At 55.3% G+C, this 14,492-nt stretch carries 14 protein-coding genes; 12 read left to right on the top strand and 2 right to left on the bottom strand.

What is annotated here, in order from left to right:
• Window positions 1-26: 26 nt before the first annotated feature.
• From HA51_RS05530 to HA51_RS05505, 6 genes are all read left to right on the top strand, one after another.
• Window positions 27-1,052 carry a LacI family DNA-binding transcriptional regulator gene (locus tag HA51_RS05530; protein ID WP_084932915.1) on the top strand — a complete coding sequence of 342 codons (1,026 nt, stop codon included), beginning with the start codon at window positions 27-29 and terminating at the stop codon, window positions 1,050-1,052.
• A gap of 148 nt (window positions 1,053-1,200) precedes the next feature.
• Complete coding sequence (locus tag HA51_RS05525; RefSeq protein WP_084932913.1) at window positions 1,201-1,950, top strand: sugar phosphate isomerase/epimerase family protein; 750 nt, start codon at window positions 1,201-1,203, stop codon at window positions 1,948-1,950.
• A 10-nt stretch (window positions 1,951-1,960) separates the two neighbouring features.
• Window positions 1,961-2,899 (top strand): sugar kinase, encoded by a 939-nt coding sequence (locus HA51_RS05520; RefSeq protein WP_084932912.1) that lies wholly within the window; start codon window positions 1,961-1,963, stop codon window positions 2,897-2,899.
• Between the two features lie 183 nt (window positions 2,900-3,082).
• The gene (locus tag HA51_RS05515) at window positions 3,083-4,363 is read left to right on the top strand and encodes an MFS transporter (RefSeq protein WP_084932910.1); all 1,281 of its coding nucleotides are present in this window, start codon (window positions 3,083-3,085) and stop codon (window positions 4,361-4,363) included.
• A 66-nt stretch (window positions 4,364-4,429) separates the two neighbouring features.
• Window positions 4,430-5,404, top strand: a complete 975-nt coding sequence (gene ghrB, locus HA51_RS05510; RefSeq protein ID WP_084932907.1) for a glyoxylate/hydroxypyruvate reductase GhrB — start codon at window positions 4,430-4,432, stop codon at window positions 5,402-5,404.
• A gap of 79 nt (window positions 5,405-5,483) precedes the next feature.
• Window positions 5,484-6,725, top strand: a complete 1,242-nt coding sequence (locus HA51_RS05505) for a valine--pyruvate transaminase (protein ID WP_084932903.1) — start codon at window positions 5,484-5,486, stop codon at window positions 6,723-6,725.
• Between the two features lie 50 nt (window positions 6,726-6,775).
• Here HA51_RS05505 and HA51_RS05500 read toward each other — a convergent pair whose 3' ends face one another.
• Window positions 6,776-6,991, bottom strand: coding sequence for a hypothetical protein (locus tag HA51_RS05500; RefSeq protein ID WP_084932900.1), 216 nt, complete (start codon window positions 6,989-6,991; stop codon window positions 6,776-6,778).
• 143 nt (window positions 6,992-7,134) lie between these two features.
• Window positions 7,135-8,586 carry an aminotransferase-like domain-containing protein gene (locus HA51_RS05495; RefSeq protein ID WP_084932897.1) on the bottom strand — a complete coding sequence of 484 codons (1,452 nt, stop codon included), beginning with the start codon at window positions 8,584-8,586 and terminating at the stop codon, window positions 7,135-7,137.
• 182 nt (window positions 8,587-8,768) lie between these two features.
• Here HA51_RS05495 and HA51_RS05490 point away from each other — a divergent pair, with 182 nt between their 5' ends.
• From HA51_RS05490 to HA51_RS05465, 6 genes are read left to right on the top strand one after another with little or no spacing between them, the layout of a single operon-like run.
• The gene (locus HA51_RS05490) at window positions 8,769-10,235 is read left to right on the top strand and encodes a hypothetical protein (RefSeq protein ID WP_084932894.1); all 1,467 of its coding nucleotides are present in this window, start codon (window positions 8,769-8,771) and stop codon (window positions 10,233-10,235) included.
• Between the two features lie 17 nt (window positions 10,236-10,252).
• Window positions 10,253-11,530, top strand: coding sequence for an ATP-grasp domain-containing protein (locus HA51_RS05485; RefSeq protein ID WP_084932892.1), 1,278 nt, complete (start codon window positions 10,253-10,255; stop codon window positions 11,528-11,530).
• Window positions 11,518-12,228 (top strand): class II glutamine amidotransferase, encoded by a 711-nt coding sequence (locus HA51_RS05480; protein WP_084932889.1) that lies wholly within the window; start codon window positions 11,518-11,520, stop codon window positions 12,226-12,228. Before HA51_RS05485 ends, HA51_RS05480 begins: the two co-directional genes overlap by 13 nt.
• A gap of 5 nt (window positions 12,229-12,233) precedes the next feature.
• Window positions 12,234-13,034: a 2OG-Fe(II)-dependent halogenase WelO5 family protein gene (locus HA51_RS05475; protein ID WP_084932886.1), complete on the top strand. Its 801-nt coding sequence runs from the start codon at window positions 12,234-12,236 to the stop codon at window positions 13,032-13,034.
• A gap of 27 nt (window positions 13,035-13,061) precedes the next feature.
• Window positions 13,062-13,562, top strand: a complete 501-nt coding sequence (locus tag HA51_RS05470) for a YbaK/EbsC family protein (RefSeq protein ID WP_084932883.1) — start codon at window positions 13,062-13,064, stop codon at window positions 13,560-13,562.
• 20 nt (window positions 13,563-13,582) lie between these two features.
• Entirely contained in the window at window positions 13,583-14,488 is a 906-nt protein-coding gene (locus HA51_RS05465) for an EamA family transporter (protein ID WP_084932880.1), read from the top strand.
• Window positions 14,489-14,492: the final 4 nt, after the last annotated feature.

The following is a 14,492-nucleotide window of genomic DNA, read 5'->3' as shown; positions in this document are numbered from 1 at the left end:
CTGATTCAATTATTCAGGTGTTCGCAATGAAAATAAGGCCGCCACGAGCCACAATCAGTGACGTTGCCCGCACGGCAAAAACCGGTAAAACCAGCGTTTCCCGCTATCTTAATGGCGAAGTAAACCTGCTCTCGCCCGACCTAAAAGCCCGCATTGAACAGGCCATTGCCGATCTCGATTATCGTCCCAGCCAGATGGCGCGCGGCCTAAAACGTGGGCGTACACGCCTGATAGGCCTGATTATTGCTGATATCACCAACCCTTATTCCGTCGATGTGTTGAGTGGTATTGAAGCAGCCTGTCGCGCGCAAGGCTTTACCCTGCTGATGTGTAACACCAATAACGAAGTCGATCGCGAGCAGTATTATCTGCAACTGCTCAGTAGTTATCAGGTGGAGGGGATTGTGGTGAATGCGGTTGGTATGCATGAAGAAGTGCTCAAGCGCTTACAACAGTCGATGCTGCCGATGGTACTGATCGACCGCAAAATCCCCGACTTCGCCTGCGATGTGGTGGGCTTGAATAACCCGGAAGCCTCACATATCGCGACGCAGCACCTGTTGGATAATGGCTACGAAGCCCTGCTGTTCCTCAGCGAACCCTTGGGTAGCGTCAACACCCGTCGTGAACGCCTTGGCGCTTTCTATGACACCAGCAAAACACGTACAAACGTGATGGCGGAAAACGCCGAAGTCCCTTTGCACCAGCCAGAGCAATTGGAAAAAATCCTGCGCGATTTCCAGCAACGCCACAGTGACAAGCACTGCGCAGTGATGGCCGCCAACGGCGCACTGACGTTGCAAGTTGCCCGGGCTTTGCAGCGGCTCGATCTGCACTGGGGAGAAACCATCGGTCTGCTCGGATTTGATGAGCTGGAGTGGGCAGCATTAGCAGGCGTAGGGATCACCACGCTGAAACAGCCCACATGGCAAATCGGCTATGCGGCGCTGGAGCAGGTCATTGCCCGCATTGATGGCAATGAACAACCGATCAGTGAACAGGTTTTTTCCGGCGAATTGATTGTGCGCGGCTCCAGCCAGCCGCTGCGCTAATCCCCCGTTATCTGGCTCACTTCGTGAGCAGGATCATAATTCCACGCTCTATGGCTTTCTTTTGGAACCGGTTCCATCTAGGTTTTTATCATCAATGAATGATTGCAGGATGCGCACAAACGCGTACCTGGCAAAAGGAGAGACAAAAATGGCAAACCCAGAAATCATCGTCACCGCCGCCGCCTATGGCGCACAGAAAGTTGCCGAGCTAGGTGGCCAAACCGCGCTCCTTCCCCTGATTAAAGCCGCCGGGGCTGATGGCGTTGAAATCCGCCGTGAGCTATTTAGCGAAGATGACTTGCTCAGGTTACATACACTGAATAAAGCGATTGCGCAGCAACAGCTCAGCGCCAGCTACTCCGTGCCAGAAGCATTATGGCTGGCAGATGGCGCGCTCAACCCGCGCCTGGCGCAATTCCTGCTGGAAGCGGAGCAGATTGGCGCAAAACGTTTGAAAATTGCGCTCGGTCATTTTGTCGATCTCTCCGACGTTTCACTGGTTGAGGTGCTGGCCGCATCGCCGGTGACCGTGGTAGTGGAAAACGATCAAACGCCGGACAGCAAACTGGCTCCGATGCTGAATTTCTTCCATCGCGCCTGTGATGCCGCTTTGCCGCTGGACATGACGTTCGACATGGCTAACTGGCAGTGGACGGGAGAAGACGCACTGCAAGCCGCCGCTCAGCTCAGCCGTTATGTCAGCTACATTCATGTTAAAGCGGCCGTGCCGCATGGCGAGACCTTCCGTGCGATTGCGCTGGATGAAACCGATGGCAGCTGGCGTGCATTGCTCAGCGCCCTGCCGAAAGATGCGCCGCGTGGCATTGAGTTTCCGCTGGAAGGCGCAGACCTGTTGGCGGTGACACGCCACTACGTTGATGTACTGCGTGCGCTGTAAGGAATCCATCATGAAGCAGCTGGATGTCGTGACGATTGGCGAAGCGATGGCGATGTTCATCGCACAGCAGGCTGGCGATCTCGCCGCAGCAGAGGGCTTCGTCAAACGCATTGCCGGTGCCGAACTCAATGTGGCGATCGGTCTGGCGCGCCTCGGTTTGCAGGTGGGTTGGGTTAGCCGAGTGGGTGATGACAGCTTTGGTCGTTTCACTCTACAGCAGCTGGCGAAAGAGCAGGTCGACCATCACTGCGTGACCACCGATGCACGCTACCGCACCGGTTTTCAGCTCAAGTCACGCGTGGATGACGGTTCAGATCCTGAGGTGGAATATTTCCGCCAAGGCTCTGCCGCCAGCCACCTTTCGCCTGACGATTTCAACGCCGATTACTTCGGCAACGCGCGCCATTTGCATCTGAGTGGTGTCGCTGCTGCGATCTCTGACAGCTCGCTTGACTTGACCCAGCACGCAGCAAAAGAGATGCGCGTGCGCGGTAAAACCATCTCCTTTGATCCTAACCTGCGCCCAGTACTGTGGCGTAGCGAAGCAGATATGCGTAAGCAGCTGAATTTACTGGCAGAATACGCAGATTGGGTGTTGCCGGGTGAGAAAGAGGGTTTCATCCTGACCGGTTATCAGCAGCCGGAAGCCATTGCGGATTTCTATCTGGATAAAGGGGTACGCGCAGTGGTGATCAAAACCGGCTGCGACGGTGCCTGGTACAAAACCGCCGAGGGCGAAAAAGGCCAGGTCGCACCGATTCAGGTGGATAACGTGGTGGATACCGTCGGCGCGGGTGATGGCTTTGCGGTTGGGCTGATCAGCGCACTACTGGAAGGAAAATCGCTGCCGCAGGCGATTCTGCGCGGCAATAAAATCGGTTCGCTGGCGATTCAGGTCGCGGGCGACAGCGAAGGGCTGCCGACGCGCGCGGCGCTGGGTGATTATTAATCATGAAACCTGATCGTCGCGGCGCGAGCTATAGCACCTGTCAGACCACATTATGCGTCTGATACAGGCGAGATAAATCGCGCCGCTACGATGACAAGTAAATGCCATACCACTGTACCTACAAACCTATTATTTCGAGGCGCATCCATTGAATGTGCCCACCTCAAAACAGAGGAGTCACCCATGAAATCGCAGACAATCGCGCCAAAACGCTGGTGGTTTATCATGCCCATCGTGTTTATCACCTACAGTCTGGCGTATCTGGACCGGGCGAACTTTAGCTTCGCCTCTGCCGCAGGGATTAATGACGATCTCGGCATCACCAAAGGCATGTCATCGCTACTGGGTGCCCTGTTCTTCCTTGGCTATTTCTTCTTCCAGATCCCCGGCGCGGTGTATGCCGAACGCCGCAGCGTGAAGAAGCTGATTTTCTGGTGCCTGATTTTATGGGGTGGCTGTGCCTCGTTAACGGGTATCGTCAGCAATATCCCGATGCTGGCCGCCATACGTTTTGTGCTCGGCGTGGTAGAAGCCGCCGTCATGCCCGCGATGCTGATTTACATCAGCAACTGGTTCACCAAGTCCGAGCGTTCACGCGCTAATACCTTCCTGATCCTGGGTAATCCGGTGACGGTGCTGTGGATGTCGGTGGTGTCGGGTTATCTGATCAACGCCTTCGGCTGGCGAGAAATGTTCATCTTCGAAGGCATTCCAGCCGTGATTTGGGCGGTGGCCTGGTGGTTCCTGGTGCAGGATAAACCCGCGCAGGCCAAATGGATGAGCGACGAAGAGAAATCTGCCCTACAGGCCCAGTTGCAGAAGGAACAGGAAGGGATCAAAGCGGTACGTAACTATGGTGAAGCCTTCCGCAATCGCAATGTGATTATTCTCTGCATGCAATATTTTGCCTGGAGCATTGGCGTTTACGGATTTGTGCTGTGGCTGCCTTCGATTTTGCGAAACGGTACGCAGATGGGTATGGTGGAAGCGGGTTGGCTTTCGGCGGTGCCGTACCTGGTCGCGACCATCGCGATGATTGTCGTGTCCTGGGCCTCTGACAAAAAGCAAAACCGTAAGCTGTTTGTCTGGCCGCTGCTGCTGATTGGGGCGCTGGCTTTCATCGGCTCATATCTGGTCGGCTCCAGCCATTTCTGGCTGTCATATGCCCTGCTGGTGATTGCCGGTGGCGCGATGTATGCCCCTTACGGCCCGTTCTTCGCCCTAATTACTGAAATGCTGCCGCGCAATGTTGCGGGTGGTGCCATGGCGTTGATCAACAGCATGGGCGCACTCGGTTCCTTCCTCGGTTCCTGGGTTGTAGGCTATCTTAATGGCGCAACCGGCAGTCCTGCTGCCTCTTACATCTTTATGGGTGCCGCGCTGCTGGTATCGGTGTGGCTGACGCTAATCGTCAAGCCAGCGGAGAACAAGACATCACCGATTCATGGGGCGAAGCACGCCTGAAAGCGTAAAAGATGACATTTCCGGGCGGCTCTGGTCGCCCGTCACACATTCTACAGGGAGCAAACGATGAAACCTGCTGTGATTCTTTATAAGAGCCTGCCAGACGATCTGCGCGCTAAACTGGATGCCCATTTTACCGTGACCGAAGTGCGCGACGTCTCACCCGAAACCGTGCAGCAGCATGCCGCACAGTTTGCAGAAGCGCAGGGTCTGTTGGGTTCTGGCGGTAAGGTAAATGGCGACTTGCTGGCGGCCATGCCGGCACTGCGCGCCTGTTCCACCGTGTCAGTGGGTTACGACAACTTTGACGTTGATGCGCTCAATCAGCGCAAAGTGCTGCTGATGCACACGCCGACGGTACTGACAGAAACCGTTGCTGATACCATGATGTCACTGGTACTGAGCACCGCGCGTCGTGTCACTGAGTTGGATAAATGGGTTAAAGCGGGCGAGTGGAAGAAAAGCATCGGGCCAGAACATTACGGTGTGGATGTGCATCACAAAACCCTCGGTATTCTCGGCATGGGTCGCATCGGCCTGGCGCTGGCACAGCGTGCGCACTTCGGTTTCGGCATGAACATACTCTATAACGCACGTCGCCAGCATGAGGAGGCGGAAACCCGCTTCGGTGCGCGCGCCTGTGATGTAGAAACCCTGCTGAAAGAGAGTGACTTTGTTTGCATCAGCCTGCCGCTGACCGAACAGACGCACCATATGATAGGTGCGGCACAGCTTAAGATGATGAAGCCCAGCGCGATTCTGATTAATGCCGGCCGTGGTCCCGTGGTCGATCAAGAAGCGCTGACCGCCGCACTGAAAGACGGCACCATCCATGCTGCCGGTCTGGACGTATTTGAAGTGGAGCCTGTCCCTGCCGAGGCAGAAATCCTCACACTGCCAAACGTGGTCGCCCTGCCGCACATCGGTTCTGCGACCCATGAAACCCGCTACGGTATGGCGCGTGATGCTGTCGATAACCTGATCGCTGCATTAAGCGGTAAGGTGGAAAAAAACTGCGTTAACCCGCAGATTCAGGCTTAAGCGTACAGCTTTACCCATTGCGCCTGCCCCCGGCGGGCGCTATGGTGGTCTCCCCCTGCTCACAATGTTTTAACTTCTTATGTCCTTTTCTCAGTTCGGCGACAAATTTACTCAACACTCCGGCATCTCACGTCTGATGGAAGACATGGGTGAAGGCCTGCGCACGCCCGGTACCATTATGCTGGGTGGCGGAAATCCGGCGCAGATCCCGGCCATCAATGACTACTTCAACCAGTTACTGCTGCAGATGCATCAGGACGGCAAACTAAGCGAAGCGCTATGTAATTATGACGGTCCACGCGGCAAAGCGCTGCTGCTAGATGCGCTGGCGAAGATGCTGCGTGAAGAGTTGGGCTGGTCAGTCACCGCACAGAACATTGCGCTCACCAATGGTAGCCAGAGTGCGTTCTTCTATCTGTTTAACCTGTTCGCCGGTCGTCGCGCAGATGGCAGTAAAAAGCGCGTGCTGTTCCCATTAGCGCCGGAATATCTTGGTTACGCGGATGCAGGGTTAGAAGAGGATCTGTTCGTTTCTGCCAAACCGAACATTGAGCTGTTACCTGAAGGCCAGTTCAAATATCACGTTGATTTTGATCACCTGCCGCTGAATGACGATGTGGGTCTGATTTGCGTGTCACGCCCCACCAACCCCACCGGTAATGTGATTACCGATGATGAATTGATGCAGTTGGATGCACTGGCACAGCAGCACGGCGTGCCTTTGTTGATCGACAACGCCTACGGTGTGCCCTTCCCTGGCATTATCTTTAGCGAAGCACGTCCACTGTGGAACCCGAACACCATCTTGTGCATGAGCTTGTCGAAACTCGGCCTGCCTGGTGCACGTTGCGGCATTATCGTCGCCGATGAGAACACCATCAGTGCCATTGGCAACATGAATGGGATTATTAGCTTAGCGCCAGGCAGTATTGGGCCTGCCATCGCGACCGAAATGATTGTACGCGGCGATTTGCTGCGTCTGTCGGAAGAGGTGATCAAACCGTTCTATCAGGCCAAGGTGAGCGAGACGATTGCGATTCTGCGCCGCTATCTGCCAGAAGATCGCTGTCTGATTCATAAACCCGAAGGCGCGATTTTCCTCTGGCTGTGGTTCCGTGACCTGCCGATCAGCACTGAAGCACTCTATCAACGCCTGAAAGCGCGCGGCGTGCTGATGGTGCCGGGCCACTTCTTCTTCCCCGGTCTGGAACAGGAATGGCCGCATACGCATCAGTGTATGCGCATGAACTATGTACCGGATGCGGAGCAGATTGAACGCGCGGTGCAGATATTGGCGGAAGAGCTGGAGAAGATTGGCTAAACCGATCTCTTAATAACGCCTCTCGAATAAGTTTCGGAGGCGTTAATTGATTATTTATTATTGTACCAGTCATAAAATCGGAACAGGCTTGAATAAAAAGCATAGGCTCCGATCAACATAAATAACCATGCCACAACACCTTTCCAGCCGGGATTATTCACCGGAACATAGGGCGATGATTCATGCGAGAGAGCGAAAAAAGTCCAAATCCACAATGCGCTAATAATGATTCCACGTGTAGGGATATCCTTTCCAAAAATCTTCATTACTTATCCTTGTCATCTATTCCATAGTTCTAATAATAAACCAAGCCAAACAAGAATAAATTAGCGATTCTATTAACTGGTAACGAATAATAAGATGAACCGCCGAAATTTATTTAACTTTGTGAACCACTTCCAAATAATCTCTATTTATTCGCCACCAGCGATAACTGACACCACTGCGCCAACTGTTTGATTGCTTCCTCCACTTCCGCATTCCAGCCAAAACCGGCATTCAGTCGGAAGCAGTGATCGTAGCGGTGATCGGTGGCGAAGATATGCCCCGGCGCGATGCCGATGCCCGCGTTACGCGCCTTCAGAAACAGTGCGCGCACGTTCAATGCCTGCATTGGCATCTCTACCCACAGCACGTAACCGCCTTCTGGCTCTGACACCCGCGTGCCAGCCGGGAAATAGCGCAGCACCGCTTGGCGCATATGGTGGATTTGATTCTTGAGTTCACGACGCAACTTACGCAGGTGCGCGTCGTAGCCACCGCTGCGTAACAGCTCGGCAATCGCCGCTTGCGACAACACCGAAGTGCCCATGCTGGTGGTGTATTTCAGCGAGGCGATTTTGCGCATGTAATTGCTGCTATGCACCCAGCCAATGCGGATGCCGGGTGCTACCGTTTTCGAAAAACCACTACATAGAATGGCATTCGGGCTGAACGCGCGCATCGGGAAAGGTCGGCGATCGCCAAACGCCGTATCACCAAAAATATCGTCTTCAATGATCACCACATCGTTCTCATCAGCCTGACGGGCAATGTACGCCTTCTGCTCGTTAGGAATGCTTTTTCCCAGTGGATTGTTGATGTTGTTGATGGTGAGGTAAGCCTGCACGGCTTTGCGTTGGAACAGGGTGGTGAGTTTGGTGACGTTGACGTAGCCTTCGGGTCCGGCTTCCACTTCAATCACGCGCAGGTTGAGGTTATGCAGCATCTGTAACAGCACGAAGTAGCAGGGCGATTCCACTGCCACGATGTCGCCGGGACGCGTGGTCGCCCGCAGTGCGAGTGAAATCGCTTCGATACAGCCGTTGGTGATCAGGATGTCATCAGCGCTGATATTGCAGCCATAATCCACCGCACGGCGCGCAATCTCCGCTTTGAGCGGCGCATAGCCCGTACCTTTCACGGTGTTACCCAGCAGCGCCGGTTTGCTGTAACCCATCTGGCGCATCAACAGGCCAATTTTCTTGACCGGGTAGAGCGAGATATCCCCGTTCGCCAGGTCCAGCCGCACACGACAATCGGAGCCGAGCATCGCCAAATGCAGCTCAGTTTGCTCATCCAGCGGCGCCACTTCACGCGGCTGCTCGCTATGGGTCGTGGCGGGTAAGGCCTTCTCTACCTTACGCGGCGCAACAAAAAAACCGGACTTGGGACGCGCCACGGCATAGTGCTCATCCTCCAGCGTGCGTAATGTTTTCAACGCAGTGGTCATACTGACACTGTACTGCGTCGCCAGCGTGCGCACCGAGGGTAGACGGCTATCGGGCGGCAGCGATCCGCTGTGAATCGCTTGTTTTATCTGCTCTGCGATCTGACGGTAACGACTACTCTGACTCTCCTGTTCACCCGTTCCATCCGTCATCTGTTCCACCCCATATCGTGCTGATCTGTGCGTATCCATCAGATTACATTCAAAGTACTTTAGGCTGCATCTGTTAATTCAGCCTCAGACATTCATTCCGTTGCACCTTCGTGGCCCATTTTCCCGACAGTTGCCGCCAGCACGGCAGCTGCGATTTTATTAGCCAAAGGATGAAGTGAAAAATGAATAATCTGTCCACCATGATGAGAGAAATTGAAGGCTATCTCACCCCTGCAATTATCGATTCTGCTCAACGCTGTTCTCAACGTTTACTGGCCGCCCTACCCGATAGCGAACACCCCGCTAAAAATCGTGTCCTGCTCGCTTATGGCGGTGGCAAAGACAGCAGCTATATGGTGGCGTATGTGCGCTACATTCAGGGGCTGATTTGGCAGCAGCACGGCAGCACCTTCCAACTGCGTATCAGCACCAACCGTCATGCGGCGATGAATGACAGCGTGATGGAAAATATTGATCGCGTGTACCGCGCTTTGCAGATCCACAACGATGACTTTACCGAATGCCTGGTGACCGACGGCTTGCAAATTCGCCACTTCGATCGCCACTTGCCGATGCCCGACAGCGTGCGCCAACAAAATCGCAACGATGTGCTGATGAATGGTCACCGCTTCCGGGCAGATGCGCGCTCGACCTTTTGCAACGCCTGCAACCTCAGCATGGTCAACTCCTTTGGCCTGGCGGCCCACTTTGAAGGTGGCGTCGATGTGATCATCACCGGCGATTCACCGCAGGAACAAACCGCCTATCTGGCCTGGGCTCGCCATCTCTCCCGCCTGTTTAATGCCCCTGTGGCCGATAAATCACGCGGCTTTAGCGGTTTCCTGCAAACGCTGGATGGTGTAGCGGAACGCTATTTCGCTGATATCTATGGTGCCGATCAGGTCACCCCGGCGCACCGCATCACCTGGCAGCTGGAGCGCGATCCGCTGTTCTTCAACATCTATCAGGACACCGCCTATGAAGCCGGTGCGCACTGGGCGTTACTGACTGAATTCATGCACTTCCGCTTCGATGAGCTGATGTTCAGCTTCTCTGAATCGGACTGTGGCAACCCGACGTTAATGGCACATATTCGCGGTCTGCGTGCAGAGACGCTGATGCAGCGCAGCTACGCCGAAGGCATTCGCGAATATGTGCGCTTTGCCCTCGGCCTGATGGAGCAGAAAGATTTTCCACCCCAGCTGATAGCGGAAATGGCCGCGCGTTATCAGGACGATGCCGCAATTGAGAGGGCGCGCCAGCGTGCCGCCCAGTTTGCCGAACAGGCGTTTGGCCTCAACGAAAGCCAGCTGGTCTGCATGATCTACTCGCCGTTTATTGCACAAGGACACCAGCTTAACGCTTGGCTACAGCAGTTAAACGAGGCGCCCGATGAGCAGGCGATTCGCGCACTGCTGCGCGGCGACAGCGATGACGTGTTACTGGCCCAGCAGTTGGAGCAGCTATCTGGCCTGACGGTGGCGCAGTTGCGTCAATGCTGGCGCAGCGCGCAAGTCAGTTCACTGCTGGATGGGTCGCGCGGCGATGCGCTCTCGCGCGTACTGCGTTTTGATCCGCATAAGGCAGTGATTCAGGTCAACAACGGTGCCTTGCAAGACATCGTCACTGAAGTGATCTCCGGGCGCTAACCCGGTAAGGCAACGCGATGAGAAAGATTTTCCTGCAGATTGGCGCCACGCGTGATGGACAAAACCCGTACTGCGCGGTGGCAAAACGCGAAGGCTATTTTACCGTGCTGGCGGAGATGGGCGACTTTGTCGACTATCAAAGCTTAAGCATCCAGCATCCGTTCGATCTGATTGTGCGTCTCGATCGCCCAGAAAATCCGTGGGATGTGCTGCAAGCTTGCCTGCGCGCCGGGTTACTGGAACATCCTCATGTGGTGCTGGCGGGCTTCGAAGCCTACAACGCCAGCGCTGGTCGCGTGCGTGAACTGCTGGCCGGGCCAGATGCGGGGCCGTGCTTTATCCCGCCCGATAAGTACGCGCAGCGCATGGCATTGCGTAAAGCCTGGCCACGCTTTCCCCAACCGGAGTTTCGCTTCTTTGCCTCGCCGCTCAGCATCCGTGATGCGCGCGATGCCCTGCTCTATCCGTGCGTCATCAAACCGGTGGATGGCGGTGGGGGGCTGGGTATCTGGCTGGTGGAAGAGGCCAGCCAGTTGGATGCGGTGATCGCCAAGCTGGTAGAAACAGTGAATTACGGCGGGCGCGGCTTTAGTGGCTTTATTGTCGAAAGCTGGCTGGCAGGGGATGAATACTCGCTTCAGGGCGTGGTGGACAACGGCCACGCGGTGGCGCTGACCTGCTGCCAGAAGGTGATTGAGCACCATATCGACAGTGACGGCTGTATTAGCTTCTACGAATCTGGCCATGTGGCAACCTCAGCACAGCACCTGCCGGCCACGTTTGCCAGCCTGATGAATTTCTGTTGTGAAACATTGGGCTATCGCCAAGGCGCATTCCATATCGATTTTATTATGGTGAACGGTGAACCGCACTTCTTGGAAATGGGCTTCCGCTTATCAGGCATGGGGGTGGTGAATCTGGTACAGGAAGTCACCGGCATCAACTGGGCCGATGTGGCATTTCAGATTGAAGCGGGGAACGGATTGCCTCGGCTACACTTCTCGCCGCAATCCCAAGCCATTGGGCGCTTGCGTCTGCGTCAGCGTTTGCAGCATGACGCCGCAGAGCGCTGGATCGAGCAGCACCAGCGCGGTCAATTGCTGCCGCCACTCAATCTACCGAAGCTAGAGGTATCACCGCGATCCTCTCTTTATTCCGACCTCACTCGCCATGCCGGAATTCTGGCCACCTTCTGCCTCGCTGCTGATAGCCGCGACGAAGTACTGGCGGTGTTCCATCACATCCTCGAGGTTCCTGCTTTAGTTTCACGGAGAGATTTACTATGTGCAGAATGATTCTGGCACACGGCCAGTTTGATGCCGCGGCGGTGCTCGATGCCGCTCGCGCCATGAGTTGTGGCGAAACCGCCATGCATGAGGGTCCGATTAAGCAACACCCTAATGGCTGGGGGTGTTTGTGGCGGGAACAGGGGCATATTCGCACCCTGCACGGCACCGGCACCTTCGCCGATGCGTTGCCCGGCATTGATGTGGACCGTTTACGCCACAGCCGTTTTCTGGCGGTACATGTGCGCCATGCCACACTGAGCAAAAATCAAGGAATCGAGTTTTCTCATCCGCTGTGGCGCACCAGCGGCGCCACGCAGTGGTACATGATGCATAACGGTTTTTTGCCCACCGTGTATGCACAATTAGGGATGGCCGAATCGCGTTTCGACTCTGCCGAATATCTGGAATATATCGTCGACCAAGCCACCCCCGCTGATTTCACGCGTGATTATCTGCGTGAAAAAATGGCTCGCGTGGCACCGGGTGGCAGCGCCGCCAATGCCATTTTTGTGACGCGCGATAAAGCCTGGGCGTGGCAGTGGCATCCTGAAGATACCCCTTATCCCAACTATTTCACGCTGCACCGTCTGCATAACAACAACACTACCATTATCTCTTCTGAACCTATTGCTGCACTGGGCACGGCGTCTGACTGGCACCGTATGAACAACCATGAACTTCATGAATTTCCATTTGGGGAGTGATCAGCATGGCCATTTTCAATCAGATACGCGTTATCAATCCTAAGATGTTTGTCGAAAGTGCCTGGCTGGATGACATCGTGACAGCGCGCGTGCCGCTACTGGTGCTGCGCAATTTTCTGACGCCGGACGTGCGCGAAGCGGTGGTCGATGATTTGCAACAGTGCCGCCAAGAGGTGCGCGTCTCACACTACCCTAACGGGGCGCTGACCACACTCGGCCCCTATCTGGCCAAGCACACCCGCGCGCCAGAAAACTACTTCACCGAACTGCGTGATATTCAGCCTGCGTTGCCTCCCTCGCTGCACTGCTTGCGCGATCAGGTCTACAACTGGGTGAAACATTCTCTGCGTCTGGAGAGCCTGCAAACCGCCAGCGAGCCAGAACTGGGCAACTATGCGGGTTCGATCGTGCGCTTCCACGCCAACGGCGTTGCCAACCCACTGCATAACGACAACATCGTGCGCGATGCCGCTGGCAGTGGTCTGGCCGTGACCAACATCCTGCATCAACTGAGCTGCGTGGTCTGCTTGCAAGAGTGCGACGCCGGCGGTGAGCTGCGCATCTTCAATAAGAAGTGGGAGCCAATTGATGAGCGCTTTAAAACGCCGGGTGAACTTGGATACCAAACCGGCGTGATTGAGCAAAGCGAGGCCTGTGAGTTCTCCCCCCGCAGCGGCGATATCTATCTGTTTAATCCTGCTTTTTATCACGAGATTGATCGCGTGGAAGGCGACACGCGCATCACCATGGGCTTTTTCTTTGGCCTGACCGACAAAAAAATGAAGCACGCCATTGCCTGGAGTTAACGCTGGGCCTTCGATGAGGAGATGAACATGAATACCTATGAAAAAATCACCGCCCTGCTGGATCAACACCACGCGCAATATCGCGTGGTGGAGCATGAGGCCATCGGCCAGACCGACGTGATCAGCGCGATTCGCGGCAACGATCTTAATCAGGCGGCCAAAGCGATGGTGCTGGAAGTGACCATGCCTGACGGTGCCGATGCGCGTTACCTGCTGGCGATTGTGCCGGGCGACTGCAAGATTAACTTCAAAAGCGCCGCGCGCGCCATCGGTGGCAAGAAGTCGAGCTTTGCTGCACCTGAGAAAGCGCAGGAGTTAACGCAGTGCGTAATGGGTGCAGTGCCTCCTTTTAGTTTTGATGATCGGCTGGCGCTGCGCGTCGATGCGCGTCTACGCGATGTCGGCACGCTGTGGTTTAACGCCGGTGCGTTGGAGCGCTCTGTGGCGCTGAATGTGGATGATTTCTTTCGTGTTGTCGGCGATGACTGTTGTGCAGATATCGCCACTCCGGTGACGGCAACCGCCTGAAGCGGCTGTAAGGAACGAGTATGTCAGTCAAAGATATGATGTTAGCGCTGTGTGTGGTGGTGGTGTGGGGTGTGAACTTTGTGGTGATCAAACTGGGTTTGCACGACATGCCACCGTTTTTGTTAGCGGGTTTACGCTTTGCGCTGGTGGCCTTCCCGGCGATCTTCTTTGTGAAGCGCCCGAAGATCCCCCTGCGTTGGCTGGTGGTGTACGGCATGACCATTAGCTTTGGTCAATTCGCCTTCCTGTTCCTTGCCATCAAACTTGGGATGCCAGCCGGACTGGCCTCATTGGTATTACAGGCGCAGGCGTTCTTTACCCTGTTGCTGGGTGCCTTGTTTCTGGCAGAGAAGCTGCGTTGGAACCACATCGCAGGGATTCTGGTGGCGACACTGGGTATGTTTATGCTGGCCAGTGCGGGCATGGAAGGCCAGACCACGGCAGGCATAACCCTGACAACCATGATGTTGACGCTGGCAGCAGCGCTGTCATGGGGCTTGGGCAATATCACCAACAAGATTATTCTGCGTAACCGTAACGTGCCAGTGATGTCGCTGGTGGTGTGGAGTGCACTGGTGCCGGTGGTGCCGTTTTTCGCCTGCTCGTGGTGGTTCGACGGCGAAGCGGCGATTGTCACCAGTCTGCTGAATATCTCGTTGCAAACGGTATTGGCGCTGATCTATCTGGCCTTTGTGGCCACCATTGTGGGTTACGCGATTTGGGGTAATCTGCTCAGTCGCTATGAGACCTGGCGCGTGGCACCGCTGTCACTGCTGGTGCCCGTCGTTGGTATCCTGAGTGCCGCACTCGTTCTGGACGAAACCCTGTCTGCACAAGAAATCATTGGGGCGTCGGTCATTATTCTCGGCCTGCTAGTGAATGTGTTTGGTGGGATGGTGAGCCAGCGATTATGGGTACGGACCTGATCTG

This window comes from Pantoea rwandensis, from assembly GCF_002095475.1.
Lineage (GTDB): Bacteria > Pseudomonadota > Gammaproteobacteria > Enterobacterales > Enterobacteriaceae > Pantoea > Pantoea rwandensis.
The sequence above is the reverse complement of the archived record's forward strand: the minus strand, read 5'-3'. Positions and strand labels throughout refer to the sequence as shown.